The 25,520-nt window shown below is 69.1% G+C and carries 22 protein-coding genes, 1 tRNA gene and 1 other RNA gene; 17 read left to right on the forward strand and 7 right to left on the reverse strand.

The features are described from left to right. Nucleotides 1-35: 35 nt before the first annotated feature. Nucleotides 36-1,346 carry a nicotinate phosphoribosyltransferase gene (locus HF024_RS07650; protein ID WP_247597354.1) on the reverse strand — a complete coding sequence of 437 codons (1,311 nt, stop codon included), beginning with the start codon at nt 1,344-1,346 and terminating at the stop codon, nt 36-38. 68 nt (nt 1,347-1,414) lie between these two features. Here HF024_RS07650 and murI point away from each other — a divergent pair, with 68 nt between their 5' ends. From murI to HF024_RS07670, 4 genes are all read left to right on the forward strand, one after another. Continuing rightward, nucleotides 1,415-2,236, forward strand: a complete 822-nt coding sequence (gene murI, locus HF024_RS07655; protein ID WP_085369468.1) for a glutamate racemase — start codon at nt 1,415-1,417, stop codon at nt 2,234-2,236. An 88-nt stretch (nt 2,237-2,324) separates the two neighbouring features. Next, nucleotides 2,325-3,080 (forward strand): ribonuclease PH, encoded by a 756-nt coding sequence (gene rph / locus HF024_RS07660; protein ID WP_168689176.1) that lies wholly within the window; start codon nt 2,325-2,327, stop codon nt 3,078-3,080. Beyond that, nucleotides 3,080-3,679, forward strand: a complete 600-nt coding sequence (rdgB, locus tag HF024_RS07665; RefSeq protein ID WP_085369470.1) for an RdgB/HAM1 family non-canonical purine NTP pyrophosphatase — start codon at nt 3,080-3,082, stop codon at nt 3,677-3,679. The genes rph and rdgB overlap by 1 nt, the downstream gene beginning before the upstream one ends. A 104-nt stretch (nt 3,680-3,783) precedes the next feature. Beyond that, nucleotides 3,784-4,686 (forward strand): cation diffusion facilitator family transporter, encoded by a 903-nt coding sequence (locus HF024_RS07670; protein ID WP_168689177.1) that lies wholly within the window; start codon nt 3,784-3,786, stop codon nt 4,684-4,686. Between the two features lie 78 nt (nt 4,687-4,764). On the opposite strand, the gene HF024_RS07675 is transcribed toward HF024_RS07670, so the two are convergent. From HF024_RS07675 to HF024_RS07690, 4 genes are all read right to left on the reverse strand, one after another. Then, the gene (locus HF024_RS07675) at nt 4,765-5,484 is read right to left on the reverse strand and encodes a VTT domain-containing protein (protein WP_168689178.1); all 720 of its coding nucleotides are present in this window, start codon (nt 5,482-5,484) and stop codon (nt 4,765-4,767) included. A gap of 160 nt (nt 5,485-5,644) precedes the next feature. After that, a tRNA-Leu gene (locus HF024_RS07680) sits at nt 5,645-5,729 on the reverse strand. A gap of 16 nt (nt 5,730-5,745) precedes the next feature. Next, nucleotides 5,746-6,783, reverse strand: a complete 1,038-nt coding sequence (locus tag HF024_RS07685; RefSeq protein WP_168689179.1) for an LLM class flavin-dependent oxidoreductase — start codon at nt 6,781-6,783, stop codon at nt 5,746-5,748. Nucleotides 6,784-6,879: 96 nt separating this feature from the next. Further along, nucleotides 6,880-8,148, reverse strand: coding sequence for an MFS transporter (locus tag HF024_RS07690; protein ID WP_168689180.1), 1,269 nt, complete (start codon nt 8,146-8,148; stop codon nt 6,880-6,882). A 71-nt stretch (nt 8,149-8,219) separates the two neighbouring features. Here HF024_RS07690 and prfB point away from each other — a divergent pair, with 71 nt between their 5' ends. The 6 genes from prfB to HF024_RS07720 all read left to right on the forward strand — a co-directional run bounded on the left by prfB (nt 8,220) and on the right by HF024_RS07720 (nt 13,320). Next, complete coding sequence (gene prfB, locus HF024_RS07695) at nt 8,220-9,335, forward strand: peptide chain release factor 2 (protein WP_085369476.1); 1,116 nt, start codon at nt 8,220-8,222, stop codon at nt 9,333-9,335. Beyond that, the gene (locus HF024_RS07700) at nt 9,332-9,772 is read left to right on the forward strand and encodes a GNAT family N-acetyltransferase (RefSeq protein WP_085369477.1); all 441 of its coding nucleotides are present in this window, start codon (nt 9,332-9,334) and stop codon (nt 9,770-9,772) included. Before prfB ends, HF024_RS07700 begins: the two co-directional genes overlap by 4 nt. A 97-nt stretch (nt 9,773-9,869) precedes the next feature. Continuing rightward, a complete protein-coding gene (ftsE, locus tag HF024_RS07705) occupies nt 9,870-11,054 on the forward strand; it encodes a cell division ATP-binding protein FtsE (RefSeq protein ID WP_168689181.1) in 1,185 nt (394 codons plus the stop codon). Further along, nucleotides 11,051-11,956, forward strand: coding sequence for a permease-like cell division protein FtsX (ftsX, locus tag HF024_RS07710; protein ID WP_085369479.1), 906 nt, complete (start codon nt 11,051-11,053; stop codon nt 11,954-11,956). The genes ftsE and ftsX overlap by 4 nt, the downstream gene beginning before the upstream one ends. 70 nt (nt 11,957-12,026) lie before the next feature. Then, entirely contained in the window at nt 12,027-12,503 is a 477-nt protein-coding gene (gene smpB, locus HF024_RS07715; protein ID WP_055892644.1) for an SsrA-binding protein SmpB, read from the forward strand. A 76-nt stretch (nt 12,504-12,579) separates the two neighbouring features. Next, the gene (locus HF024_RS07720; RefSeq protein WP_168689182.1) at nt 12,580-13,320 is read left to right on the forward strand and encodes a tyrosine-protein phosphatase; all 741 of its coding nucleotides are present in this window, start codon (nt 12,580-12,582) and stop codon (nt 13,318-13,320) included. A gap of 22 nt (nt 13,321-13,342) precedes the next feature. On the opposite strand, the gene HF024_RS07725 is transcribed toward HF024_RS07720, so the two are convergent. Next, on the reverse strand, nt 13,343-14,011 hold the full coding sequence (locus HF024_RS07725; RefSeq protein WP_168689183.1) for an SIMPL domain-containing protein: 669 nt from the start codon (nt 14,009-14,011) through the stop codon (nt 13,343-13,345). A 127-nt stretch (nt 14,012-14,138) separates the two neighbouring features. Between HF024_RS07725 and ssrA the strand changes: the two genes are divergently transcribed. Further along, nucleotides 14,139-14,534: a transfer-messenger RNA gene (gene ssrA / locus HF024_RS07730) on the forward strand. Between the two features lie 95 nt (nt 14,535-14,629). Then, a complete protein-coding gene (locus tag HF024_RS07735; RefSeq protein ID WP_168690829.1) occupies nt 14,630-15,523 on the forward strand; it encodes a formylglycine-generating enzyme family protein in 894 nt (297 codons plus the stop codon). 22 nt (nt 15,524-15,545) lie between these two features. Here HF024_RS07735 and HF024_RS07740 read toward each other — a convergent pair whose 3' ends face one another. Continuing rightward, nucleotides 15,546-16,484, reverse strand: a complete 939-nt coding sequence (locus HF024_RS07740; protein WP_168689184.1) for an HAD family hydrolase — start codon at nt 16,482-16,484, stop codon at nt 15,546-15,548. Nucleotides 16,485-16,632: 148 nt separating this feature from the next. Here HF024_RS07740 and HF024_RS07745 point away from each other — a divergent pair, with 148 nt between their 5' ends. From HF024_RS07745 to HF024_RS07765, 5 genes are all read left to right on the forward strand, one after another. After that, complete coding sequence (locus tag HF024_RS07745; RefSeq protein WP_168690830.1) at nt 16,633-18,114, forward strand: arylsulfatase; 1,482 nt, start codon at nt 16,633-16,635, stop codon at nt 18,112-18,114. 55 nt (nt 18,115-18,169) lie between these two features. After that, nucleotides 18,170-18,964: a thioesterase family protein gene (locus HF024_RS07750; RefSeq protein ID WP_168689185.1), complete on the forward strand. Its 795-nt coding sequence runs from the start codon at nt 18,170-18,172 to the stop codon at nt 18,962-18,964. A 45-nt stretch (nt 18,965-19,009) separates the two neighbouring features. Continuing rightward, entirely contained in the window at nt 19,010-19,756 is a 747-nt protein-coding gene (locus HF024_RS07755; RefSeq protein WP_168689186.1) for a GntR family transcriptional regulator, read from the forward strand. Between the two features lie 179 nt (nt 19,757-19,935). Then, nucleotides 19,936-22,107 carry an alkaline phosphatase family protein gene (locus HF024_RS07760; protein ID WP_168689187.1) on the forward strand — a complete coding sequence of 724 codons (2,172 nt, stop codon included), beginning with the start codon at nt 19,936-19,938 and terminating at the stop codon, nt 22,105-22,107. Between the two features lie 76 nt (nt 22,108-22,183). Further along, the gene (locus HF024_RS07765; protein ID WP_168689188.1) at nt 22,184-25,510 is read left to right on the forward strand and encodes an InlB B-repeat-containing protein; all 3,327 of its coding nucleotides are present in this window, start codon (nt 22,184-22,186) and stop codon (nt 25,508-25,510) included. Nucleotides 25,511-25,520: the final 10 nt, after the last annotated feature.

Consider the following 25,520-nt stretch of genomic DNA (forward strand, 5'->3'; position numbering starts at 1 on the left):
GCAAGCGCAGCCCGGGTGGATGCGGCGCAGCCGCTTCACACGTAGAGCGTCGGAAGCACGGGGTCGCCCCGCCCGACGCGGAACGCCTGGTCGGGAAGCTCCGCCATCGCGAGCGCCCTGTGCTCCCTGGCCGCGGCCGTCCCCGCTGCGCCCAGGTGCTCGCGGTGCACGACACCGTCGGTGATCAGCGGCACGAGCAGGTCGCGTCCGCGGTCTTCGACGGTCGCGCCCTTCTCGATCACGTGGATGGCCTCTGCCACCGCCACGCCGTTGTCGTCCAGCCGCCGCACCGGATGCTTGCGGCCGCCCACCGTGGCCTTGCCGTCGGACTTCTTGGCCACCGGGATCCACTCGCCTGTGCCGTCGTGCTCGCGGTGCGCGACCAGCTTGTAGACCATGCCGGACGCCGGATGTCCAGAGCCGGTGACCACGGAGGTGCCGACGCCGTACGAGTCGACGGGGGAGGCGGCGAGGGCGGCGATGGTGAACTCGTCGAGGTCGTTGGTGACCGTGATCTTCGTGTTCACGGCTCCGAGCCCGTCGAGCTGGTCGCGCACCCGGCGGACGAGGTTCGGCAGGTCGCCGGAGTCGAGGCGGACGGCGCCGAGCCCGGTGCCGGCGACGCGGACGGCGGTGTCGATCGCCTTCTCGACGTCGAACGTGTCGACCAGGAGCGTGGTGCCGGGGCCGAGCGCATCCACCTGGGCGCGGAAGGCGTCCTCCTCTCTGTCGTGCAGGAGGGTGAAGGCGTGCGCGGCGGTTCCCATCGTCGGCACGCCCCAGGCGCGGCCGGCCTCCAGGTTGGAGGTGGCGCTGAACCCGGCGATGAACGCGGCGCGCGCTGCGGCCACGGCTGCCCGCTCGTTGGCGCGCCGGGAGCCCATCTCGGCGACGGGGCGGCCGCCGGCGGCGGTGACCATCCTGGCGGCGGCACTCGCGACGGCGGAGTCGTAGTTGAAGACGCTGAGGAGGAGGGTCTCCAGGATCACCCCCTCGGCGAACGGCGCGTCGACGACGAGGAACGGCGAGCCGGGGAAGAACACCTCGCCCTCGCGGTAGCCGGAGATGGTGCCGCTGAACCGGTAGTCCGCGAGCCAGTCGATGGTCGCATCCCGCACGACGTTGTTACTGCGCAGGTAGTCGAGCTCTTCGTCTCCGAACCGGAACTGCTCGATCAGCTCGAGCAGCCGTCCCGTGCCGGCCAGGATGCCGTAGCGGCGCCCGGCGGGCAGGCGGCGGGTGAACGCCTCGAACACGCACTCCCTGTCGTGCGTGCCGCTGAGCAGCGCGGCGTCGAGCATGGTGAGTTCGTAGCGGTCGGTCAGCAACGCGGAGGAGGCCATCACGCGTTCAGCCTAGCGAAGGCCGCGTGCGGCCGGGCCGCAGCAGCGCTCTCGTTGTAGGCTGGCTTCTTGTGACCGATGCACCGATTGGGATTTTCGACTCGGGCGTCGGCGGGCTCACCGTCGCACGCGCCGTCCGCGATCAGCTCCCGAACGAGTCCATCCTCTACGTGGGCGACACGCTGCACTCCCCGTACGGGCCGAAGCCGATCGCCGACGTGCGCCGCTTCTCGCTGGACGTGCTCGACTTCCTGGTCGACCAGGGCGTGAAGATGCTCGTGATCGCCTGCAACACGGCGTCGTCCGCCATGCTCCGGGATGCGCGGGAGCGCTACTCCGTGCCGGTCATCGAGGTCATCCAGCCGGCCGTGCGCCGCGCGGTCGCCGCCACTCGCAGCAACAGGGTGGGTGTGATCGGCACCGTCGGCACCATCAACTCCCGCGCGTACGAGGACGCCTTCGCCGCCGCCCCGTCTCTCGAACTGTTCACCCAGGCCTGCCCGCGCTTCGTGGAGTTCGTCGAGGCCGGTGTCACCAGCGGAGACGAGGTGCTGCAGGTGACCGCCGAATACCTGCAGCCGCTGCGCGACGCCGACGTGGACACGCTCGTGCTCGGTTGCACGCACTACCCGTTCCTCAAGGGCGCCATCTCGTACGTGATGGGGGAGGGCGTCTCGCTCGTGTCGAGCGACACCGAGACGGCCAAGGACGTGTACCGCACCATCGTGGGCGGCGGGCTGGAACGCACGTCGCCGCTGCCTCCGACCATCCACTACGAGGCGACGGGGGCGGACACCGAGACGTTCCTGCGCCTCGCGCACCGGTTCATCGGTCCGCAGGTCGCCTCCGTCGACCTCGTGCAGACCGGCGTGATCGAGTTGCCGCGCCCGTGATCGACGCGCCGGCCGCAGCATCCAGAAACGCAGCACCCAAAAACGCTTCATCCAGCATCCCCGCATCCAGCATCACCGAGGAGAAACCGTGACCGACATCATCCGCGCCGACGGGCGCACCACCCACCAGCTGCGGCCGGTCACCATCGAGCGCGGCTGGAGCACGCAGGCCGAGGGCTCTGCGCTCATCTCGTTCGGCAACACCAAGGTGCTCTGCACCGCGTCGTTCACGAACGGCGTGCCGCGCTGGATGGCCGGCAAGGGCAAGGGCTGGGTGACCGCGGAGTACTCGATGCTGCCGCGCTCGACCAACAGCCGCATGGACCGCGAGTCGGTCAAGGGCAAGATCGGCGGCCGCACGCACGAGATCAGCAGGCTGATCGGCCGCAGCCTGCGCGCGGTGGTCGACATGAAGGCGCTCGGCGAGAACACCATCGTGCTCGACTGCGACGTGCTGCAGGCGGACGGCGGCACCCGCACCGCCGCGATCACCGGTGCTTACGTCGCCCTGGTCGACGCACTGGAGTGGGGTCGGGAGCACCGCTTCATCGGCCAGAAGGCCACCCCGCTGATCGACTCGGTCTCTGCGGTCTCGGTCGGCATCATCGACGGGGAGCCGATGCTCGACCTCGCATACGTCGAGGACGTGCGCGCCGAGACGGACATGAACGTCGTCGTCACCGGCCGCGGCCTCTTCGTCGAGGTGCAGGGCACGGCGGAAGGCGCGCCCTTCGACCGCCGCGAATTGGATGCGCTGCTCGACCTCGCCGTCGGCGGAGCGGCCGACCTCGCGCAGATCCAGACCGCAGCGCTGGCCGCGACGCCGGGCGGAGCGCAGGACTGATGGTCCGCGTCGTCCTCGCCACGCACAACCAGCACAAGGCTGCCGAGTTCCAGCAGATCCTCGGGGACGCGGTCCCCGGCCTCGAGATCGTGGCGTACGACGGCCCGGAGCCGGTCGAGGACGGCGTCACCTTCGAGCAGAACGCGCTGATCAAGGCGCGTGCGGCGACGGCGCACACCGGGCTGCCCGCCCTCGCGGACGACTCGGGCATCTGCGTGGATGCGATGGGCGGGGCACCGGGGATCTTCTCCGCCCGCTGGGCGGGTTCGCACGGCGACGCAGAGGCGAACCTGCGGCTGCTGCTCGACCAGCTCGCCGATCTGCCGATCGGCACGCGCGGCGCGCACTTCACGGCGACGCTCGCGCTGGTCACCCCGGACGGAGACGAGACGGTGGTGGAGGGCCAGTGGCCCGGCCGCATCGCTCGGACGGCACGCGGCACGAACGGCCACGGCTACGACCCGATCTTCGTGCCGGCCGGGCACGAGAGCACGGCCGCCGAGCTCGGGCCGGCGGTGAAGAACGCCGAGAGCCACCGCGCGCGGGCGTTCGCGGCGATGGTCCCCGCGCTGACCGCGCTGGTGGAGCGCTCGCGCTGAGCGCTCGGCAGGGGGCGCTCGGCAGTGAGAATGAGAACGGCACTCATTCCTATCTAGGCCGCTGATCTGGCGGGTCGCGCATCCACTGCATACCGTTGATGGTGATGAGTCACAACCACGGGCATTCCGCCAATCGCAACCGGCTCCTGATCGCCATCGGGATCGTCGCGACCGTTCTGGTCGTCGAGGTGGTCGGCGCGTGGCTGAGCGGCTCGCTGTCGCTGCTCGCGGACGCCGGGCACATGCTCAGCGACCTGACCGGGCTGATCGTGGCGCTGCTCGCGACCATCGTCGCCGCGCGCCCGGCCAGCGACCGGCAGACGTTCGGCTACCGCAGGGCTGAGGTGTTCGGCGCGCTCGTCAACGGGCTGATCCTCCTGGTGGTCGCCGTCGGTGTCACCATCGGAGCGATCGGCAGGCTGGTCGCGGGCGAGTCGGAGGTGCAGAGCATCCCGATGCTGATCGTCGCGGCCATCGGGCTGGTGGCGAACCTCGGCGCCCTGCTGCTGCTGCGCCCGGCCGCCGGACACTCGATCAACATGCGCGGCGCGTACCTGGAAGTGCTCGGCGACCTGATCGGGTCGGTGACGGTGATCGTCGCGGCCGTGGTCATCCTGGCCACCGGGTTCGTGCAGGCGGACGCCATCGCGTCGCTGCTGATCGCGGTGTTCATCGTGCCGCGCGCGTACCTGCTGCTGCGGGATGTGATGCGCGTGCTCAGCGAGGCGGCTCCCGCGGACACCGACGTGGCGGAGATCAGGGACCACATCCGGAAGACGCCGGGGGTGGTCGCGGTGCACGACGTGCACGTCTGGGCGATCACGTCGGGCGCCCCGGTGTTCACGGCGCACGTGGTGGTCGAGCCGTCAGTGTTCAGCTCCGGCAAGACGGGCGACCTGCTGGACGAACTCTCCGGATGCCTGTCGAAGCACTTCGACGTCGAGCACTCCACGTTCCAGCTGGAGCCGGCGGAGCACGCCGCCCACGAGGACGAGTTCCACGCCTGACGGCCGCAGCCGTGACGCTGCTCGGTCAGGCGGTCAGGCGTCGGGGTATCAGGCGTCCGGGTGTCAGGCGTCGGGGTATCAGGCGTCCGGCGTCGTCCGGGGCTCGGGCGCGCTGGTGGGCTCGCCGGCTTCGGCCGCCGCTGCCGCCTTCTTCTTCGCCTTGTGCAGCGACTGGAAGTAGTGGATGAGGGTGGGCACCAGCGTGATCAGCACGGCGCCGATCAGGATGATGTCGATGTAGCTGGAGACGAAGTTGGCGACGGGCGGGATGTAGCCGATGAGGAAGCCGAAGTAGGTGAGCCCTGCGCCCCAGATGAGCGCGCCGATGGCGTTGTAGAGCGAGTACTTCTTGTAGTTCATGTGGCCGACGCCGGCCGCGACGGGCGCGAAGGTGCGCACGATCGGCACGAAGCGGGCGACGATCACGGCGAGAGCGCCGAAGCGGTCGAAGAACGCGTTGGTGCGGCGCACGTTCTCCATGCTGAACAGCCCGCTCTCTTTGCGTTCGAAGACCCGTGGCCCGAACTTGTGGCCGATCAGATAGCCGACCTCGCCGCCGAGGAATGCCCCGAACGCGATCACCAGGCAGACCCACCAGATGTCGACGCCGAACACCAGCGAGGTGTGCGTGAGCAGTCCGGAGATGACGAGGAGCGTGTCACCCGGCAGAAGGAACCCGACGAGCAGGCCCGTCTCCGCGAACACGATCGCGCCGACGACGACGAGCGCCCACGGACCGGCGGCATCGATGATGGTGTGCGGGTCGAGCCACGGGATGAGTCCGGCGTGATGGATCAAGATTCTCCAGAGGGCGTTCGGTGCGGGATGCTGCCGAGTTTAGTGGCCGCCACCTGCGGAGACCATGCGAATGTGCACGCCGTGAGAAAAGATCATCCTGTGGTCTGACCCTGCGCCGTCCCTGTGTCGTCCCTGCGCCCGCTGGGAGACGTCCGGTGCTTGGTGCGGGAGAAGGGACTTGAACCCTCACGCTCGAAAGCACAGGAACCTAAATCCTGCGTGTCTGCCAATTTCACCACTCCCGCGGTGCGCTAGGCGCGGCTACGACAATAGCTCATGCACGCGCGGGGCGACCTCGGTGCCGTAGAGCTCGATGGCCTTCATCAGGTGGTCGTGGCCGAGGGTGCCGTTGCTGATCTTGAGGTCGAAGCGCTCGATGCCGAGCCCGTTGGCGGTGTACGCGATCTTCTTCGCGACCGTCTCCGGCGAGCCGACGAACAGGGCGCCGTCCTCTCCCGCCTCGTGCTCGAACCGTGCACGCGTCGCGGGCGGCCAGCCGCGCTCGCGGCCGATCCTGTTGGTCATCGCCTCGTAGTGCGGCCAGAGCGTCTCCTTGGCCTCCTCGTCGGTGGCGGCGATGAAGCCGGGGGAGTGCACGCCGATCGGGAGGGTGGTGTCTCCGCCGAACTGTTCGAGCGCGTTGCGGTACAGTTCGGCCAGCGGCTTGAACCGCATCGGGCCTCCGCCGATGATCGCGAGCATCAGCGGCAGGCCGTAGTGGGCGGCGCGGACGACCGACTCCGGGCTTCCTCCCACGCCGATCCAGGTCTTCAGCAGGCCGTTCTCCAGGTGCGGATACACCGACTGGCCGTCGAGGGATGCGCGGAGAGCGCCCGTCCAGGTCACCGGCTCCTGCTTGCGCACCTCGGTGAACAGGTTCAGCTTCTCCTCGAACAGCTCCTCGTACTGGCCGAGGTCGTAGCCGAAGAGCGGGAACGACTCGATGAACGACCCTCTGCCGAGGATGACCTCCGCGCGGCCGCCGGAGACGCCGTCGAGCGTGGCGAAGCGCTGGAACACGCGCACGGGGTCGTCCGAACTGAGCACGGTGACCGCCGAACCCAGGTGGATGCGCTCGGTCTGCCCGGCGATGGCGGCCAGCACCACCTCGGGCGCCGACACGGCGAAGTCTTTGCGGTGGTGCTCCCCGACGCCGATGAAGTCGAGGCCGACCTGGTCGGCGAGCACGCCCTCCGCCACCACGTTGCGCAGCACCTGCGCCTGGGGGAGCGGCTGGCCGTCCGCGTCGTTGGTGACGTCGCCGAACGTGTCGATCCCGAGTTCGAGCTTCGTGCTCATACTGTCCTCATCCCGTGTCGCAGGTGTATGCGTTTGCATACACCCCAACGCTGTTGCACCGAGACTATTCCGTCGCGGGCGCGAAGGGGGAGGGAGCTATTCGCTCGGCCGGGCGCGGCGCGGGACGTAGCGGGGGATGTACCGGGCGAGCATCGCGGCGCCGACGAAGCCGAGCACCCCGATCGCGCCGCTGGCGAAGGCGAGGGAGACCACGGCCGTCAGCAGGGACACCAGCAGCGGGGCCGCCGCCTGGCCGGCGTCTCCCGCGAACCGCCACGCGCCGAGGAACGGGGCAGGCTGATCCTTCGGGGCGAGGTCGGCACCGAGCGTCATGATGATGCCGGAGCCGATGCCGTTGGCGACAGAGAGGAAGAGCGAGACGCCGATGTACCAGGCGACCCGCGCATCCAGGTCGTGGGTGAAGGCGAGCGTGAGGAAGCCGAGCGCCAGGCCGAGCATCGACGGCAGGGCGCTCCACATCCGGCCGAAGCGGTCCATGATCTGCCCGCTCGCGTAGAACAGGGCGAAGTCGACGGCACCGGCGATGCCGATGATGAGCGCCGTGTTCGCCTCGCTCAGGCCGATGCTGATGGCCCACAGGGGCATCAGCACGGTGCGGGCTGACCGGATGGCGCCGATCAGCGCGACGCCGGTGCCCATCCTGGCCAGCACGGCCCTGAACGACCAGATGGTGCGGAACAGGCCGTGCGTGCGCTCCTCCGCCTCCTCTTCCCCGGCGGTCAGCACCTCGCCGCCCTCGACCGCCGCGGCCGGGCTCGGCCCGAACATCTTCTCCGGGTCCGGCAGAACGATCAGCACGACCACCGAGCCGAGGCAGCTGACGATGAAGATCCAGAACACCGACTGCGTCGATCCGGTGACGCTGATCACGAGCGAGGCGATCAGCGGTCCGACGAACCAGCCGCAGCGGAAGATGCCGCCGAGCGTCGACAGCGCCCTGGCGCGGTAGCGCTGCGGCACGTACGAGGTCATGAACGCGTGGCGCGCGAGGGCGAACACCGCCGTCGCCAGGCCGACCACGAAGATCCCGACCATGAGCACCCAGTAGTTGGGAGCGACCAGGCAGACGCCGACGCCGAGGATCGCGACGACGGCGGCGTAGATCATCGAGGCGCGCTCGCCGATCCGCGACACCACCCAGCCGCTCGGGATGTCCCCGGCCAGCTCGCCGAGCATCACCATCGAGGAGATGAAGCCCGCGATGGCCAGGCTCGCACCGAGATTGCCCGCCGCGATGGGGATGATCGGGATGATCGCGCCCTCGCCGATGGAGAACAGCAGCGTGGGGAGGAAGGCGGCGAGCGCCACGGACCGGAAAGAGAAGGGTCGCTCGTCGGAAGTCATTTCTTTAACACACTACAACTGGATGTGCGGGGCCCCGGCGGCCGGACCTCCCCGGTAGGCTGGTCGGCGACATGATTGAAATCGATCTTTCCCAGCAGATCGCCGAACTGCGCTCGACGTTCGCCGACATCCGTTCCGTGGTGAACGTGGACGCTCTCACCGCCGAGATCGCCTCGCTCAGCGAGCAGGCGGGCGCCCCCGATCTCTGGGACGACACCGAGAACGCCCAGAAGATCACCAGCGCGCTCAGCCACCGGCAGTCCGAGCTCGCCCGCATCACCTCGATCGAGCGCAGGCTCGACGACCTCGAAGTGCTCGTGGAGATGGCCAACGACGGCGAGGGCGACGAAGCCACCGCCGCCGAGGCGCGCACCGAGCTCGAGTCGCTGCAGAAGAGCCTCGGCGACCTCGAGGTGCAGACGCTCCTGAACGGCGAGTACGACCCGCGTCCCGCCGTCGTCACGATCCGCGCGGGCGCCGGTGGTGTGGACGCCGCCGACTTCGCCGAGATGCTGCTGCGCATGTACCTGCGCTGGGCCGAGCAGCACAAGTACCCCGTGCAGGTCATGGACACCAGTTACGCGGAGGAGGCCGGCATCAAGTCGGCCACCTTCGAGGTGGACGCGCCGTACGCCTTCGGCACGCTGTCCGTCGAGGCGGGGACGCACCGCCTGGTCAGGATGAGTCCGTTCAACTCGGCGGGCAAGCGCCAGACCTCGTTCGCCGCGGTCGAGGTCATCCCGCTGATCGAGGAGACCGAGTCGATCGAGATCCCGGACAACGACATCCGGGTGGATGTGTTCCGGTCGTCCGGCCCGGGTGGCCAGTCGGTCAACACCACGGACTCCGCCGTCCGCATCACCCACCTCCCCACGGGAACGGTGGTCTCGATGCAGAACGAGAAGAGCCAGATCCAGAACCGCGCCGCCGCCATGCGCGTGCTGCAGAGCCGCCTGCTGCTGTTGCAGCGCGAGGCGGAGGCTGCGGCGAAGAAGGAACTCGCGGGCAACATCACCGCCAGCTGGGGCGACCAGATGCGCAGCTACGTGCTCGCGCCGTACCAGATGGTCAAAGACCTGCGCACCGACTACGAGGTCAACAACCCCGCCAACGTCTTCGACGGAGACCTCGACGGCTTCATCGCCGCCGGCATCCGGTGGCGTGCAGGCGCGAAGGCCGACGCGTGAGCGGCCAGCCGTCCGCGGTGATCGAGGTCGCCTCCGTCGTCGACGACGAGCTGGTGGATGCTGTCGTCACGCTGCTCCCGCAGCTCTCGTCCAGCGCGACCTTCGACAGGGCGCTGCTGGAGCGCGTCGTGGCGAGCGAGGCCGCGACCCTGTTCGTCGCCCGCCTCGACGGCGCGATCGTCGGCATGGCGACGCTGGTCGCGTACGCCATCCCGACCGGCCTCCGCGGTCACATCGACGACGTGGTCGTCGACGAGAGCACCCGCGGCCGCGGTGTCGCCAGGAGCCTGCTCGAGGCGATGATCGCCCGCTCGGCCGAACTCGGCATCCGCACCCTCGACCTCACCTCCCGCCCGTCCAGGGTGGCGGCGATCAGGCTCTACGAGTCCGTCGGGTTCGTGCGCAGGGACACCAACACGTTCCGATTCGCCGGATAGCTCGCTGACGGCTGCCGTTCGGGCCGCATCCAGGCTTGTCGCGCAATGGTGAGTCGCTACTGCGGATCGGCCCAGGGTTGCTTAGTCTCTAGAGGTCATGATCCGGTTCGAACACGTATCCAAGCAGTATTCGGGCACCTCGCGCCCGGCACTCAACGCCATCAACCTCGAAGTGCTGCGTGGGGAGTTCGTCTTCCTCGTCGGTGCATCCGGCTCGGGCAAGTCGAGCTGCCTGCGGCTCATCCTCAAAGAGGAGAAGCCCACCACGGGGAAGATCCATGTGCTCGGGCAGGACCTGGGCACGATCTCGTCGCGCAAGGTCCCGTACTTCCGCCGCAACATCGGCGTGGTGTTCCAGGACTTCCGCCTGCTGCCCAACAAGACGGTCTTCGAGAACGTCGCGTTCACGCTGCAGGTGATCGGCAAGTCGCGCGGCTTCATCCAGGAGGCCGTCCCCGACGTGCTGAAGATGGTCGGCCTCGACGGCAAGGCGCAGCGCCTCCCGCACGAGCTGTCCGGTGGTGAGCAGCAGCGCGTCGCCATCGCCCGCGCGGTGGTGAACAAGCCGCAGGTGCTCCTGGCCGACGAGCCGACGGGTAACCTCGACCCCGCCACCAGCGCCGGCATCATGGCCGTGCTCGACCGCATCAACGCGGGCGGCACCACGGTGCTCATGGCCACGCACGAGGCCGCGATCGTCGACCAGATGAAGCGTCGCGTGATCGAGCTCGTCAACGGGCAGATCATCCGCGACGAGCGTCACGGCGGCTACGGCGTCACCGCGGCGATCCCCACCATGCAGGCCGCGGAGCAGCTGCAGGATGCGCGCGCGGCGTCCGCGCCGGTGCAGCAGCAGCCGCAGCAGCCGGTGTACGCGCAGCAGCAGCAGCCGGCGTACGAGCCGCAGCACGAGATGGCCAGGCCGCACGTTCCCACGTCCGACCCCGCGGCGCCGGTCAGCGTTCCGGTACCGGTCCAGGCCGCACCGCAGCAGACGCAACCCGCCCCCGCCGAGCCGCAGCAGCCGGTGGCCGTCCCGCAGGCCGGTGTCGCGCATCCGGAGCCCGTGTCGGCGCAGCAGCAGCAGACGCCGTCTCAGCAGCAATACCCCGCGCCAGTGCAGTTCGCGACGGCCGCGACAACGCCGCCACCGCCGCCCCCGCCTCCCGCGGGTGATAAGGACCTCCCCGACCACCTCAACTTCACCGCGAACCTCGACCTCCGGGGCCTGCGGGATGACAGCGACTCCAACGGCGAGCAGAATGTGGGGCCGACCAAATGAGATTCGGCCTGATCTGGTCCGAGGCAGCGAACGGGCTGCGCCGCAACGTGTCGATGGTCGTCTCGGTCATCCTCGTCACCTTCATCTCGCTGACGTTCGTCGGCACGGCAGTGCTGCTGCAGATGCAGATCAACCAGATGAAGACCTACTGGTACGACCGCGCCCAGGTGGCCGTGTACATGTGCACGGAGACCGACAACTGTGTCGGAGGGGCGGCGAACGAGCAGACCATCGCCGCCGTGAAGAAGCAGCTCGAGTCTCCTGAGCTGTCCCCGTACATCCAGAAGTTCTACTTCCAGGATCAGAAGCAGGGCTACGAGCAGTTCAAGCAGCAGTTCAAGGGCAACCAGATCGCCGACTTCGTCACGCCGGAGATGATCCCGCAGACGTTCTGGGTCAACCTGAAGGACCCGAGCAACTCGGCCGTGCTGACCGAGACGCTGTCCGGTGCCGCCGGTGTGCAGAGCGTCGTCGACCAGCGCAGTTACCTTGACCAGATCTTCTCGATCCTCCGCGCGGCCAGTTTCACCGCCATCGGCATCGCAGCGCTGATGCTCGTGGCGGCGGCCTTGCTGATCGCCACGACCATCCGGCTGTCGGCGTTCTCGCGAAGACGGGAGCTGGGCATCATGCGGCTGGTGGGTGCGTCCAACCGGTTCATCCAGACGCCGTTCATCCTGGAGGGCGTGTTCGCCGCACTGATCGGCTCGATCCTGGCGGCGGGGGCGGTGTACGGGATCGTGCACTTCTTCGTGCGCGGGTTCCTGTCCGAACGCATCCAGTCGATCAACTTCGTCGGGGAGGGGGATGCGCTCGTCGTGGCGCCCCTGCTGCTCCTCGTGGGGGTGGTTCTGGCGGCGGCGTCGGCGAACTTCGCGATCAGTCGCTACCTGAAGGTCTAGTTCGCCATATACTGGATGGCTGCCTTGCGTACCGCGGGCGGCATCCGATCGAACGCGTCAGGAGTGAGCTGTGCCCAGGGAACGTGGCCAGAAGGTGGTGGCCACCAATCGCAAAGCCCGCCACGACTACACCATCGAAGACACCTATGAGGCCGGTCTGGTCTTGACGGGGACCGAGGTGAAGTCGTTGAGGGCCGGTCGCGCATCCCTCGTGGACGGATACGCGTTCGTCGACGGAGGCGAGGCGTGGCTCGACGCCGTGCACATCCCGGAGTACGCGGACGGCACCTGGAACAACCACGCCCCGCGCCGCAAGCGCAAGCTGCTGCTGCACAAGGCGCAGATCCTCAAGATCCACAACAAGGTGAAAGAGGGCGGGTACACGATCGTCCCGCTGCAGATCTACTTCAGCGACGGGCGCGCGAAGGTCGAGATCGCGGTGGCCAAGGGCAAGCGCGAGTACGACAAGCGCCAGGCGCTGCGCGAGCGGCAGGACAAGCGCGAGGCCGACAGGGCCATGTCGAGCAGGAAGCACCTGGGCGAGTAGCCGCGGCAGCGCCTCGGCGTGACGCACGCTGGGGGAGCGCGGGTGGCGCGTCGGGGGCGCGTGGCAGACTGAACGCATGAGTTCGATCGCACCGCGCATCCCCGTGAACGGCACGTACAACTTCCGCGATGTCGGCGGCTACCGGGCCGACGGCGGAACGATCCGATCGGGCAAGCTGTTCCGTTCGGACGGCCTGCACTCGCTGGGCGAGACGGGCAAGGACGCGCTGCGCGAGCTAGGCGTGCGGGTGATCATCGACCTGCGCGACGACTTCGAGGTGAAGACGCTGCCGGACGACCTCGACGGGCTGGACGTGGAGGTGCTGCACCTGCCGGTGTTCGAGGGTTCCGGCGCCTCCCAGGCCACGATCGGCGCGACCCTGGCCGACCTGTACGCGAAGATCGTGCTGCAGCACACGGATGTGGTGATCACCGCCTTGCGCGAGATCGCGGACACCGGGGACGAGGGCGTGGTGGTGCACTGCACGGCGGGCAAAGACCGCACGGGCATCGTGATCGCGCTCGCCCTGCTGGCGGCCGGCGTCGACAGGCAGACGGTGGTCGACGACTACGCGCGCACGCAGGCGAACCTCGCCGGCCCCTGGCTCGAAGGCATGCTGAAGCTGGTGCAGAGCCACGGCGTCGAGGTGACTCCCGATCTGCGCGTGATCATGGGAGGCAGCCCGCCGGAAGCGCTCGAGTCGGCGCTCGACCTGATCGACCGCGAGCGGGGAGGCGTCCACGCCTACCTGAAGGACGCCGGGCTGGACGACCTGGAACTGCCCAAGCTGCGCTCGGTGCTGGTCGAGGAGAGCTGACGCGGGGTCGCGGCGTCGCGGCTCAGGATGCGGCGAAACGCGCGTGCACCTGAACCGCGATGGTGATGTCCTCCGGCTTCAACGCCAGCGTCCCACCGCTGACGTCCGCGGACGCCGCCCTCGCGAACATCGGCTGCGACTGCTGCTGTGTGGACGTGTGGTCGCCGAGCATTCCCGGGTCGCTGAGCGCGAGCGGCTTGACGGAGCCGAGCCCGAGGCTGGTGGCGTAGACGGTCGCCTTCGCGACGGCGTTCTCGACCGCCCGGCGTCGCGCCTCCTGCACCAGGGTCTGCTTGCGCGCCTCCGTCAGTGCCCAGGTCACGCCGGACACGGTGACGCCGTCGAGCAGCGACACGACGCCGACCCAATCGGACAGTGCGGCGAGGTCGCTGAACTTCGCCTCGATGCCGACCTGGGCGTGGTAGACGATCGGCAGCTGCTTGCCGTTCTGGTTCCACGGCCGCTCGCCCCACACCCGCAACTGGTCGGACGACCACCAGGTGACTGGCCCCGACTGCGGATTGTGGATGTCCCGCAGCTCGCTGGTGAGGGAGCGGTGGCGCTGCGTCGTGAGCGCGAGCACCTCATCCCGGCTCGGTCCGTCGTACGCAACGGTGAGGCGGACGGTGCCGCGTTCGGCAGGCTGATGCAGTTCGTATTCGCCCTGGACGGTGATGATCGTGTCGGCCATCTTCCGATCGTGGCATAGAACGGGGCCTCGGGATGTTGTAGGATAAGAAGCTCGCCGCAAGCGGTGAGAACAGTATCTGGACAACTCAACAGCGCGTGACAGCGACCCAGCCTCACCGGCTGCGCATGGGGATGATCGGTTTCGACATTGTCTGCGAGAGTGTGAGAAGCGGGTCGAGGATGCATGCTTATCTCGTAAACGATGCATGCAAAAAACAAGTGCCAATTCAAAGAGCACTGTCTCTGCCAAGGCAGACTTCGCCCTCGCGGCGTAAGTTCTTCCAAAGCAACTTATGAGACCGTCAAGCCGGGAATAGCTCTCTACCCGGATTCTGGCGTCATCTAGAGAGCTTGCCTCCATGTTGAGTATCAGGGCGTGGAGGGACGTGCACTGATGCTGGGCTCGTCGGTTTAGGTGCCAGTGGCAAATTCCGGAGCCGAGTAGAACGTCAACACTGGCTACACCCGTAGAAGGCATATGACCACAGCAGTGGACGGGGGTTCAATTCCCCCCATCTCCACCATCGGTCGCTGTCACGCGTTGTTCGAGTCCCGCGAAGTCCCCGCCCACCGGCCCCCTGCGAGTTAGGGTGAGGTCGTGAAGTCACGGACGCGGGACATGGTGTTGATCGACGGCGGCTCGTTCCTGATGGGATCGGACGAGTTCTATCCCGACGAACGGCCCGTCCATGAGCGCGACGTCCGTTCGTTCTCGATCGACCGCTATGAAGTCACGAACGAGCAGTACGCGGAGTTCGTCGATTCGACCGGCTACGTGACCGTCGCAGAGCGCGAGCTCGACCCTGCGGCGTTCCCCGGAGCCGATCCCGCTTCCCTCGTCCCCGGCTCGATGGTGTTCACCCCGTCGGCCGGTCCGGTCGATCTGAACGACTGGCGCAACTGGTGGACGTGGACGCCGGGCGCCTTCTGGCGGCGGCCGTTCGGACCGGGCTCGTCCATCGCCGACCGGATGCAGCATCCGGTCGTGCACGTCGCGTTCGAGGACGCCCGGGCGTATGCGGGGTGGGCAGGGCTGCGTCTCCCGACCGAGGCCGAGCACGAGTACGCGGCCCGGGGAGGCCTGGATGGGGCGCGTTTCGCCTGGGGCGAGGAGATCTATCCGGACGGCACCGCGCAGGCGAACTCCTGGCTCGGCCGCTTCCCGTACGACAACCAGGGTGTCGGCGGCACCGCGCCCGTCGGTTCGTACCCGGCCAACGGATACGGGCTCTACGAAATGGTCGGCAACGTCTGGGAATGGACGTCCGACTACTACACGCCCCGGCATCTGCGTCTGTCCGATAAGCCGGTGGATGCCGGTAAGCGGCAGAACCTGCTCGCAACGGCGAGCGCCCAGCCGGAGTTCCCGGAGATCGCGCGGCGCGTGCTCAAGGGCGGATCGCACCTGTGCTCGCCGGACTATTGTCTTCGGTTCCGTCCCGCTGCGCGCTCACCCCAGGCGGAGGACACAGGCATGTCGCACATCGGGTTCCGCTGCGCACGCGACGCCTGAACCGCCTCGCGGCGGTCGAGGCTCACGCTGACGGAGCCGCCGGGAAGATCTCCGACCAGTCGTTCTTGACGCTGACGACGGTGTAGCCACGAGCATCCGCCTCGGCGAGCGCCCGCTCGGCACCCTTGTCGTACGGGATGTCTCCGCGGCCGGTGTCGTCGTCGTGGTGGATGAGCAGTGCGAGGCCGGTGCCGGAGTGACGGGTGAAGTCCAGCATCGGGATGTCGCCGTTGGCGTTGCCCCCGGCGAGCAACGGCCGCCGGCCGATGCGGTTCCAGATGCGCGCTGGTTTCTCGAGTCCGTCGTCGAAGAAGGCGAGGGATGCGCCATACCGCAGTTCTCCGGATTCCTCGTCGTACGTCAGTTCGTACGCCGACCCGACGACGCGTTCGGGGGGAACGCCGTAATAACCCTCCGACATGGGACGCATGAAGTCCCGTTCGCCCGCCGACACGATGTAGCAGACGAAGCCGTTGGCGCCGAGGTAGTGCAGCAGCTCGACCATCGGCTGGTAGACCGTCTGGGCGTACGGTCTGTCCAGGACAGGGTGGTGCGCCGTGCGGTAGAACTCGGACACGGAACGGGCGTAGTCCTCGACGCTGCTCTGTTCCGTCACTTCGACGAGGGCGCCGATGAGCGCGTGGAGGTCGTCGTCGTCGCCGTCGTAGTGCTTGTCGACGGCTGCTCCGATCCACGAGAGGTCGCCGCTGGCCACGGCGGTGTACGGCTGGTGCCGTGCGAGTGCGGGGTCGGCGCGGAGTCTGGTGCGCCATTGCTCCACGACGTAGTGCAGTTGCGTCGGCATCGGCTTCTCGATCCAGAGGGTGCCGTCGTTGTCGAAGACCGCGACCCGCTGCTCGACAGGGACCGCCCCCGGTCCTGTCGCGACCGACTCGACGAAGGAGACGATCGCCGCCAGGGTCGGGGTGTCTCGCCAGGACGCTAGGTGCGGTTCAGCCATCGTGAGCCTCCTCGATCGCCGCGGCTCGGATGGAGTCAGCGCAGGTGCTGCAATTTTCCACCACTTTCGCCGAGAGAACGAGTCTGTTGCGAAGCCTTTCCAGTTGCTAGGGTCCAGCCATATCGTTCCGTTATGCGAGGGGGCTCGGATGCCTGAGAAGCCGAACATCATCCTGTTCATGTCTGACGATGTCGGTTGGGGGGATCTGGGCTGCTACGGCGGCGGCGAGAACCGTGGCGCGCCGACGCCCAACCTCGATCGCCTCGCCGCTGAGGGCTTGCAGTTCTTGTCGTTCTACGGGCAGCCGAGCTGCACGCCGGGACGGGCTGCGGCGATCACCGGCCGACTCCCGATCCGCAGCGGCATGACCACTGTCGCTTTCCCCGGCCAGGGCGGCGGACTTCCGGCGGCAGAGTGGACGTTGGCCAGCGTGCTCAAGAAGGCGGACTACGACACCTGCCACATCGGCAAATGGCATCTCGGAGAGGCCGACTACGCCATGCCGACCGCTCACGGGTTCGATCAGATGTTCAACACGACCCTCTACCACCTGAACGCGTACACATACACCGACAAGGCGTACAACCCGGACTTCCCGTTCGACGATCCGGCCACCATGAAGATGTGGGGCAATGTGACCGGCGCTCTGGAAGGCACGACGGGGGAGCAGCCGCACGAGGTGGAGAAGGTCGACTCGTCGAACATCCCGTTCATCGACGAGAAGTCGACGGCTATCGCGCTGGACTACCTCGAGGAACACGCCGCCGGCGAGAACCCGTTCTTCCTGTACCTCAATACCGCCAAGCTGCACCAGCCGAACCTGCCGCATCCGGATTTCGAAGGTTCTTCGCTCGCGAAGTCGAAGTATCTCGACTCCCTCGTCGAACTCGATCACCGGGTCGGGCAGGTCGTCGACAAGGTCCGGGAGCTGGGCATCGCCGAGAACACCCTGATCATCTGGACGACGGACAACGGCGCGTGGCAGGACGTGTATCCCGACTGCGGCTACACGCCGTACCGAGGCACCAAGGGAACCGACTACGAGGGCGGCAGCCGTGTCCCCGCCATCGCGTGGTGGCCGGGGACCATCGAGGCCGGGCGGCGCAATTCCGAGATCGTCGGGTCGCTGGATCTGATGGCGACGTTCGCGAGCATTGCGGGCGTGGACCTTCCGACCGAGGATCGCGACGGCGAACCGACCATTTTCGACAGTTACGACCAGACCGCCCTCCTGAAAGGCGAGGGCCCGTCGACGCGAGATCACTGGTTCTACATGACCGAGACGGAGGCCATCCCGGGCGCCATCCGCCTCGGCAAGTGGAAAGCGATCTGGAACGTCCGCGACGGCTGGCGCGGCCCCGCGTCATACACGGCGATCGTGCCGGAGCTGTTCGACCTGTGGCAGGACCCGCAGGAGCGGTACGACATCTTCATGAACAGTTTCGCCGAGAAGACCTGGCAGCTGCCGCAGATGGCCGACCGGTTGCTCGGAGTGCTTCCCACGTACACGAAGTACCCCAACCGGCCGATCCAGACCGCGGGCATCAGCTATGCGATCTTCGAGACCGACGACGCTCAGGTGCAGGAGCAGATCAAGAAGATGCTTCACGGGCTCTCGTCGTCGAACTGATCGCAGATCGGGCGGGGGCGGCTTTTCCCGCCTCCGCCCGCCAGAATGGTGTGCGATGAGCGCATACTTCGAACGTCTCGACGACAGCCGTTTCCGTCCGCTGCCCGACGCCGGCGGGGCGTGGAACGATGCGGAGATCCACTTCAGTCCGCTCGGCGGCCTGATCGCGCACGCGATGGATGTCCACCGGGCGGCGCACGGTGCGGCCGGGATGTCTCTCGCCCGGCTCAGCTTCGACATCCTGGGGTTTCTCGCCGCCGACGTGTGCGAGATCGCGGTGGAGACGCTGCGTCCGGGGCGGACGATCGAGCTGGTGCAGGCGACCCTCGCCATCGCGGGGAGGGCCGTCGTGCTGGCGCGCGGCTGGTACACGATCGACAGCGACACCCGCGAGGTCGCCGGCGGCGAGTCGGCGACGTTCTCCGTGCCGGAGGAGGGGCACGAGTGGGGGATCGCGGACACTTGGCCCGGTGGCTACGTCGCTTCGCTCGAGATGCGCGCCGAGGAGCCGCCGCGGCCCGGACGGGGGATGGCGTGGCTCCGCACCGATCGGGAGCTCGTGGCCGGGGAGGCCGTCAGCGCGCATGCCGCGTTCATCGCCCTGGTCGACACCGCCAACGGGATCGCCGTTCGCCAGCAGCCCGGCGAGTGGATGTTCCCCAACCTCGACCTCACGATCCACCTGCACACGCAGCCCACCGGACGCTGGGTCGGGCTCGACACGACCGTCACGTTCGGGCCGACCGGGCAGGGGCTGACCAGTTCCGGGCTCCACGACGAACGGGGACCGGTGGGGAGGGCGGAGCAGACGCTGACCGTCCGGCGGCCGGCGGCGCCCGGCTCCCGTTAAGCCCCGCGCCACCTGCCGGTCTCCCGGCCGCCGTACGCTCCTGGGGTGCCGCAGCAGAGTGAGAGCCCCCGCACCATCGCGTCGCAGGACATCGCCGCCGACCTGCGGAGGCGCATCCAGTCGGGGGAGTTCGTGGCGGGGATGCGGTTGCCGAGCGAGGCGTCGCTGGCGGAGGAGTACCGGGTGACCAGGAGCCTCGTGCGCGGGGCGATGGCGAAGCTGGCGCGGCAGTCGCTGGTGCTCGCGCGGCCGAGGGACGGCTGGATGGTGCAGGCTCGGCACCACACCCAGGTGTTCGACAGGATGCTGTCGTTCGCCCAGTGGGCGGAGGCCGGCGGGCGGGTCGCCGGCGGGCTGATCTCGGAACGGGTGCGGCGTGGGGCGGATGCGCGGGAGGCGCAGCAGCTGGGGGTGCGGCCGGGCGAGCGCATCCTGTGCTTCACCAGGGTGCGGACGCTGGACGGGCTGGTGGTGATGGTGGAGCGGTCGGCGTGGGCGCCGTGGGTGGCGGACGTGGTCGACGCGATGCCAGACGACGTGGCGTCGACCACGGCGGCGCTGGCGCTGGAGGGGATCAGGGTGACGTCCGGCAGCCACCGGATCGAGGCGGTCGCCGCGTCCACTCAGGATGCGGCGCTGCTGCGGGTGCGGCGGTCCAGCCCGCTGCTGCAGGTGTCGCGCACGACGGCGACGAGGGATGGCCGGGTCGTGGAGCTCGGGGTCGACCGGTATCTGGCCGGAACGATCGCGTTCGACGTGAACGCGGGGGAGAGCACCCGCGCGGTGGTGTGACAGTCGCATCGCGACGCCGTCCGGCGACGCCGTCCCGCGACGCCCAGTGTGAACACTCGGCGTGCGAATTCGGCCGTGCACGCGCATCCGGGGTCTTCGGTCGCCTGGCGTTCACCGGCGGTTTCCTTCGGTTTGGTCGGCTGTCCGCGGCCTTGAACGAATCAGACACCAGGAGAGCCATGTCCAGCGAGCCGGAAGACTTCATCCCTGACCCGTACGAGCGCGCGGAGACCGTTCCTCCGGAGGTGCTGCGGTCGGGGCTGTCCCGGCGCGGGATGCTCAAGGCGCTCGGGCTGCTCGGCGGCGCCGCGGTACTGGGCGGCACGACCGGTGCGGCGTGGGCAGGACAGGCCGGGCAGGCCGCCGGTGCTGGGCGGCGGGCACCCGCGTACGTGCTGCCCGACGGTTTCGCCGGGGACATCAGCGACCTGAAGCACGTCGTCGTGCTCGTGCAGGAGAACCGTGCATTCGACCACTACTACGGCGCCCTTCCCGGCGTGCGCGGGTTCGAGGACAAGCAGGCGCTGCGGTTCCAGAACGGCACCGACGTGTTCTCGCAGCCGAGCGGGGCGTCGTTCGTGAAGCCGAGCAGGGTCACCACCGTCGCCGGCACCACGACCGGGCTCGACCACTCGTACTCCGGCGGGCTCGGCGCGTGGGCGGGCGGCCGGTACAACAACTGGATCGGGGCCAAAGGGCCGTCCACGATGAACTACGTCACCGGCGAGGAGATCCCGTGGCAGTGGTCTCTCGCCAGCGCGTACACGATCTGCGACGCCTGGCACTGCTCCGTGATGGGACCGACCACCCCGAACCGGCTCTACCACTGGACGGGCACCTCCAACGGCGTCACGGACAACGGAGGGGAGTCCAACGGCACCCGCACCTGGCAGACATACCCGGAGGCGCTGCAGAAGGCGGGCGTCTCGTGGCGCATCTACGTCGACAACAGCAATAACGGCAGCAGCTGGGTCGGCGACTACACCGACAACCCGATCCGCGGGTTCGCGGCGTTCACCACCTCCGGCAGCACGGCGACCGACGCGGCCAACCGGGTGGATGCGGTCAAGAACGCCCCGGGGACCGGCCTCGTCTGGCGGGCGGGGTCGGCGCCGTACGCCCCGACCGGCGCCCCCAACAACGACAGCGACGCCAACCTGAACGCCGTGCTCAAGGACTTCATCGCCGCCTGCCAGCCCGGTGCGGCCCAGCCTTTCCCGCAGGTGTCGTGGGTGGTCGCCCCGTACGGCTGGACCGAGCACCCGTCGGCGAACCCGGAGCACGGCGCGCACTTCAGCAACCGGGTGATCCAGACGCTGCAGAGCAATCCAGAGCTGTGGAAGAGCACCCTGCTGATCATGACGTTCGACGAGAACGACGGATACTACGACCACGTCCTCCCACCGTTCGCCGAGCCGGGCACGCCCGGCGAGTACTCCGGCAGCACGCCCATCGGCTACGGCGCCCGCGTCCCGGCGATCCTGGTGTCGCCGTGGACCCGCGGCGGCTGGGTCAACAGCGAGACGTTCGACCACACCTCGATTCTCCAGTTCCTGGAGACCTGGACCACGGCGCTCGGCACCCCGGCGCTCAGCACCACCATCACGCAGTGGCGGCGCGGGATCAGCGGCGACCTGACGAGTGCGCTGGACTTCGCACATCCGGTGGTGGACATCCCGTCGCTGCCGGACACCGAGGCGCTGGTGCAGATCGCGCGCGCAGGAGGAACGATCAGCACGCAGGTGCCGCCGGCGGACAAGTGGGACGGCGGCGCGCTGCGCCCCCGCCCGCTGTCGTTCCACCCGCACGGCACGTTCGAGGAGGACAGGGAGACCGGCACCGTGACCGCGCGGCTGAGCCTCGTCGGAGGCGCGGCGGGGAAAGCGGTCAGCCTGCAGGCGTTCCCCGACAAGTACCTGCCGTTCAGCAACACGCCGCACACGGTGACGGCAGCGTCGCCCGCGGCGTACAGCTGGGATGCGGCGGCGCACGACGGTCGATACGCGTTCACCGTGTACGGACCGGATGGGTTCGTGCGATCGCACGCGGGCACCGTGCTGCCGGCCGGGCAGGACAACGCCGGCGTGCCCCGGGTGGACGTCGCACTGGTCGCGGGGAGCGAGCCCACCCTGACGATCGCGCTGCACGACGACGGCCTGCAGCCGGTGCACTACACGCTCACCGCCAACGACTTCGCGGGTGGCACGCGCAGCGTGTGGGTGCACCCCGGCGCGACGGAGACGATCACCTGGCCGACCACGGACGGGTACTACGACGTGGTCGTCACGGCGGCGACCGGCACCGGGTGGCAGCACCGGTATGCGGGGCGCGTGGCGCAGCTGACCGCGTGACCTGACCGCCGCACCGCACCGCACCTCGCCGCACCACCACCGCCGATCCCGCCCGACCCGACTCCGGAGAACCCACATGACCGTGCAGAGCGTCATCAACCGCCTCGTCCCGCGCACCGTGGCGCACCGCATCCTGGCCTCCGTCGCAGCGCTGGCGGTGGCCGCAGCGGGCGCCGGGGTGATCGTCGGCGTGGCGAACGCGGCGGCCGCGAGCCCCGCCTTCGATCCGCAGGATGCGATCACACCGGTCGCGTCGTACACGTTCGACGGCGACACGGGCTCCGTCGTCACCGACAGCTCCGGCAATGGGAACGACGCGAGCTGGAAGGGCACGCCGTCCTACGTCGGCGGGGTCTCGGGCAAAGCGGCGGTGGTCGGCGGTGGGGCCAACTACATCAAGCTCCCGAGGGTGGCGGGGAAGACGGATGCGTCGTCCAGCTTCTCCTACGAGTTCTGGATCTCCGAGCAGTCGCGCACCAGCTACGGCCCCATCATCAGCAACCAGGACTTCGATTCGTGCAACAACGCGGGCATCACCCTCTACAACCAGGCGACGGCCGGGGTGCTCGAAGCCTGCTGGGGGAAGACGGCCGGCGGGACGAAGCAGTACGTGCACGGCATCTCCGGCAGCATCCTCAACGCCTGGCATCATGTCGCCGTGGTGATCGACCGCACCGCGAACACCGGGACGTTCTACGTCGACGGCGTGCAGAAGGCGACGGCACCCGCCGGGTCGATCACCGCATCCACGGCGTTCGACAGCGGGCTGGCGTTCAACATCGGCGGACTGAGCGGCAGTGAGAGCGACACCGGAGACGGGTACGTCAACGCGTCCGTCGACAGCGTCAACTTCTTCGACGCCGCCATCCCCGGCAGCCAGGTCGCCGCGGACTTCGCGGCGAGCAAGCCGACCGTGGTCGCGTACACGGTGGCGTTCGACGGCAACGGCGCCGGGGGAGGGTCGACGGCGTCGCAGGCGCTCACCACCGGGCAGACCGCAGCGCTGACCGCGAACGGGTACACCCGCGCCGGATACCAGTTCCGCGGCTGGGCGACCAGCGCATCCGGAGCGGTCGTGTACGCCGACACGCAGAGCGTCACGGATCTGGCGTCGGCGGCGGGAGCCACGGTGACCCTGTATGCGGTCTGGAACCGCTACCGCGCGCCGGGGGACTCGGTCGCACCGATCGTGTCGTACGACTTCGACGACGACACCGGCACGACGGTGGCCGACAGCTCGGGCAGCGGCAACGCGGGCGCCTGGTCAGGCACGCCGTCGTACGGAGCCGGCATCTCCGGCAAGGCGGCATACGTGAACTCGCCGGCGGGAAGCGTCCAGGGCGTCAACTTCTTCAGCCTGCCGCTGATCGCGGGGCGCACGGATGCGTCGTCCAGCTTCTCCTACGTGTTCTGGATGAACGAGGCGGCCACCAGCTCCGACTCGCCGATCGTCTCGAACCAGGACTTCACTCACTGCTACAACAAGGGCACGACGCTCTACAACACCGCGGGCCAGCCGGGCGTGCTGCGCGCCTGCTTCGGCAGGAACGGCACCTCCACCGCGCAGAACTACCTTCCGCAGGTCAGCGGCAGCTCGGTGATCGGGGCGTGGCATCAGGTGGCCGTCGTCGCCGACCGCGCGGCCGGCACCATGACCACCTACCTGGACGGCCAGCAGACGGCGCAGAACGCCGGGCTGACGAGCGCGTTCTCCCTGGTGAGCGGCAACCCGTTCCGGGTCGGCGCCGAAGGCTCAGGAGCGGACACCGGGGACGGGTTCGTCAACGCATCCATCGACGACTTCGACTTCTACGACACCGCGATCGGCGCCGCCCAGATCCTCAACGAGTACACGGCGGCACTGCCCGCCACGACGCCGTCGGACAGCGGGGCCACCCTCGCCGCCGGATTCGTGACGGACACCTTCCGCGCGCCGGCGGTGCGCGCGGGCGGCGCTGTCGCCCAGCGCGTCGGCGGGCTCTGGAACGGCGCGGCGGTCACCGGATACTCAAAGGTGGCCGGCGACGACTGGCTCAGCGTCGCGGCGGACGGCACGGTCACCGGTACGGCGCCCTCCGCAGCACCCGCCGACCCGGCGACCATCACCGTACAGGCGGCGGACGGCAGCACCACCTCCCGCATCACCGTTGAGGTGCCGGTGCTCGGCGCCACCGACCCCGTGCAGCTCGCCGCGGCGACCTGGAACCTGTGGGATGCGGGCAGCCACGTCAGCGATGCGACGTTCAAGGAGCTCGCGGTGATCGCCTCCAACGGGCTCGACGTGATCGGGGTGCAGCAGGACGACGGCACGGTCGCCACCCGCCTCGCCAAGGCCCTCGGCTGGTACGCGGTCGCGGGCGGCGACGGCGCGTCCATCGTCTCGGCGTACCCGGTGGATGCGGCCACCGGCCGACGCGCGGCGGTCGCGGCAGCGCTCCCCGCCGTCGGCGCCACCGCCCATGTGCTCGGACGCGACGTGCGCCTGTGGAGCGCCGGACTCGACGGAGCGGGCTACGGGCCGAACGCGGCCTGCCAGGGCGGAGTGACCGACCCGGCAGCGCTAGCCGCCGCGGAGAAGACGACGGCGCGCTACGACGAGGCGACGGCGCTCGCCGCGGCGCTGCGCGGCGACGCGTCGGCTGCGGAGAAGACCCCGGTCATCCTGCTCGCCGACCTGGAGTCCCCGTCGTCGGACGACTGGACGGCCGCGACGGCCGCAGCGCACTGCGGTGTCGGCGCTGTGGCCTGGCCGGTCCCGGCCGCGTTGACGAAGGCCGGGCTGACGGACACCTACCGCGCCGTGCATCCGGATCCGGCGGCCGCCGCGGGGAACTCGTGGTCGTCGATCGTGGCCACCGACCCGTCGACGGGCACGCCGGAGCCGCAGGACCGCATCGACTACGTCTACGCGGCGGGCGCCGACCTCGCCGTGCTCGGCTCGAACACGCTGGTGGCGGGGTGGCCCTCGCCGAGAAACGTCGCGGGCAACGCGTGGCCGAGCAACCACCGCGCGGTCGTGACGACGTTCCGGCTCGACCCGGCCGCGGTGAGCACGCCGACGCCCACGCCGACCCCGACTCCCACCGCGACGCCGACGCCGACCGCGACGCCGACGCCGACCGCGACGCCGACGCCGACCGGCACCCCGACCGCGCCGGGCACTCCGGGGACCACCCCGACCCCCACCGCGACTCCCACCGACCCGTCCGTGCCATCGCCGACCGGCTCGGCCGACCCCGGGGCGGCCCCCGCAGGCGCGAAGCCGCCGCGCGGAGGCGACGACGCGCTGGCGTGGACGGGCTCGCACCTCCCGATCGCGTTGATCGTGGCGGCCGTCGCGGCCATCCTCGTCGGGGTGATCGTGCGACGCAGGAGGTACGGGGCGAAGTCGGACCGCGGCTAGGCGGGCGGCT

Source organism: Leifsonia sp. PS1209 (assembly GCF_012317045.1).
GTDB lineage: Bacteria > Actinomycetota > Actinomycetes > Actinomycetales > Microbacteriaceae > Leifsonia.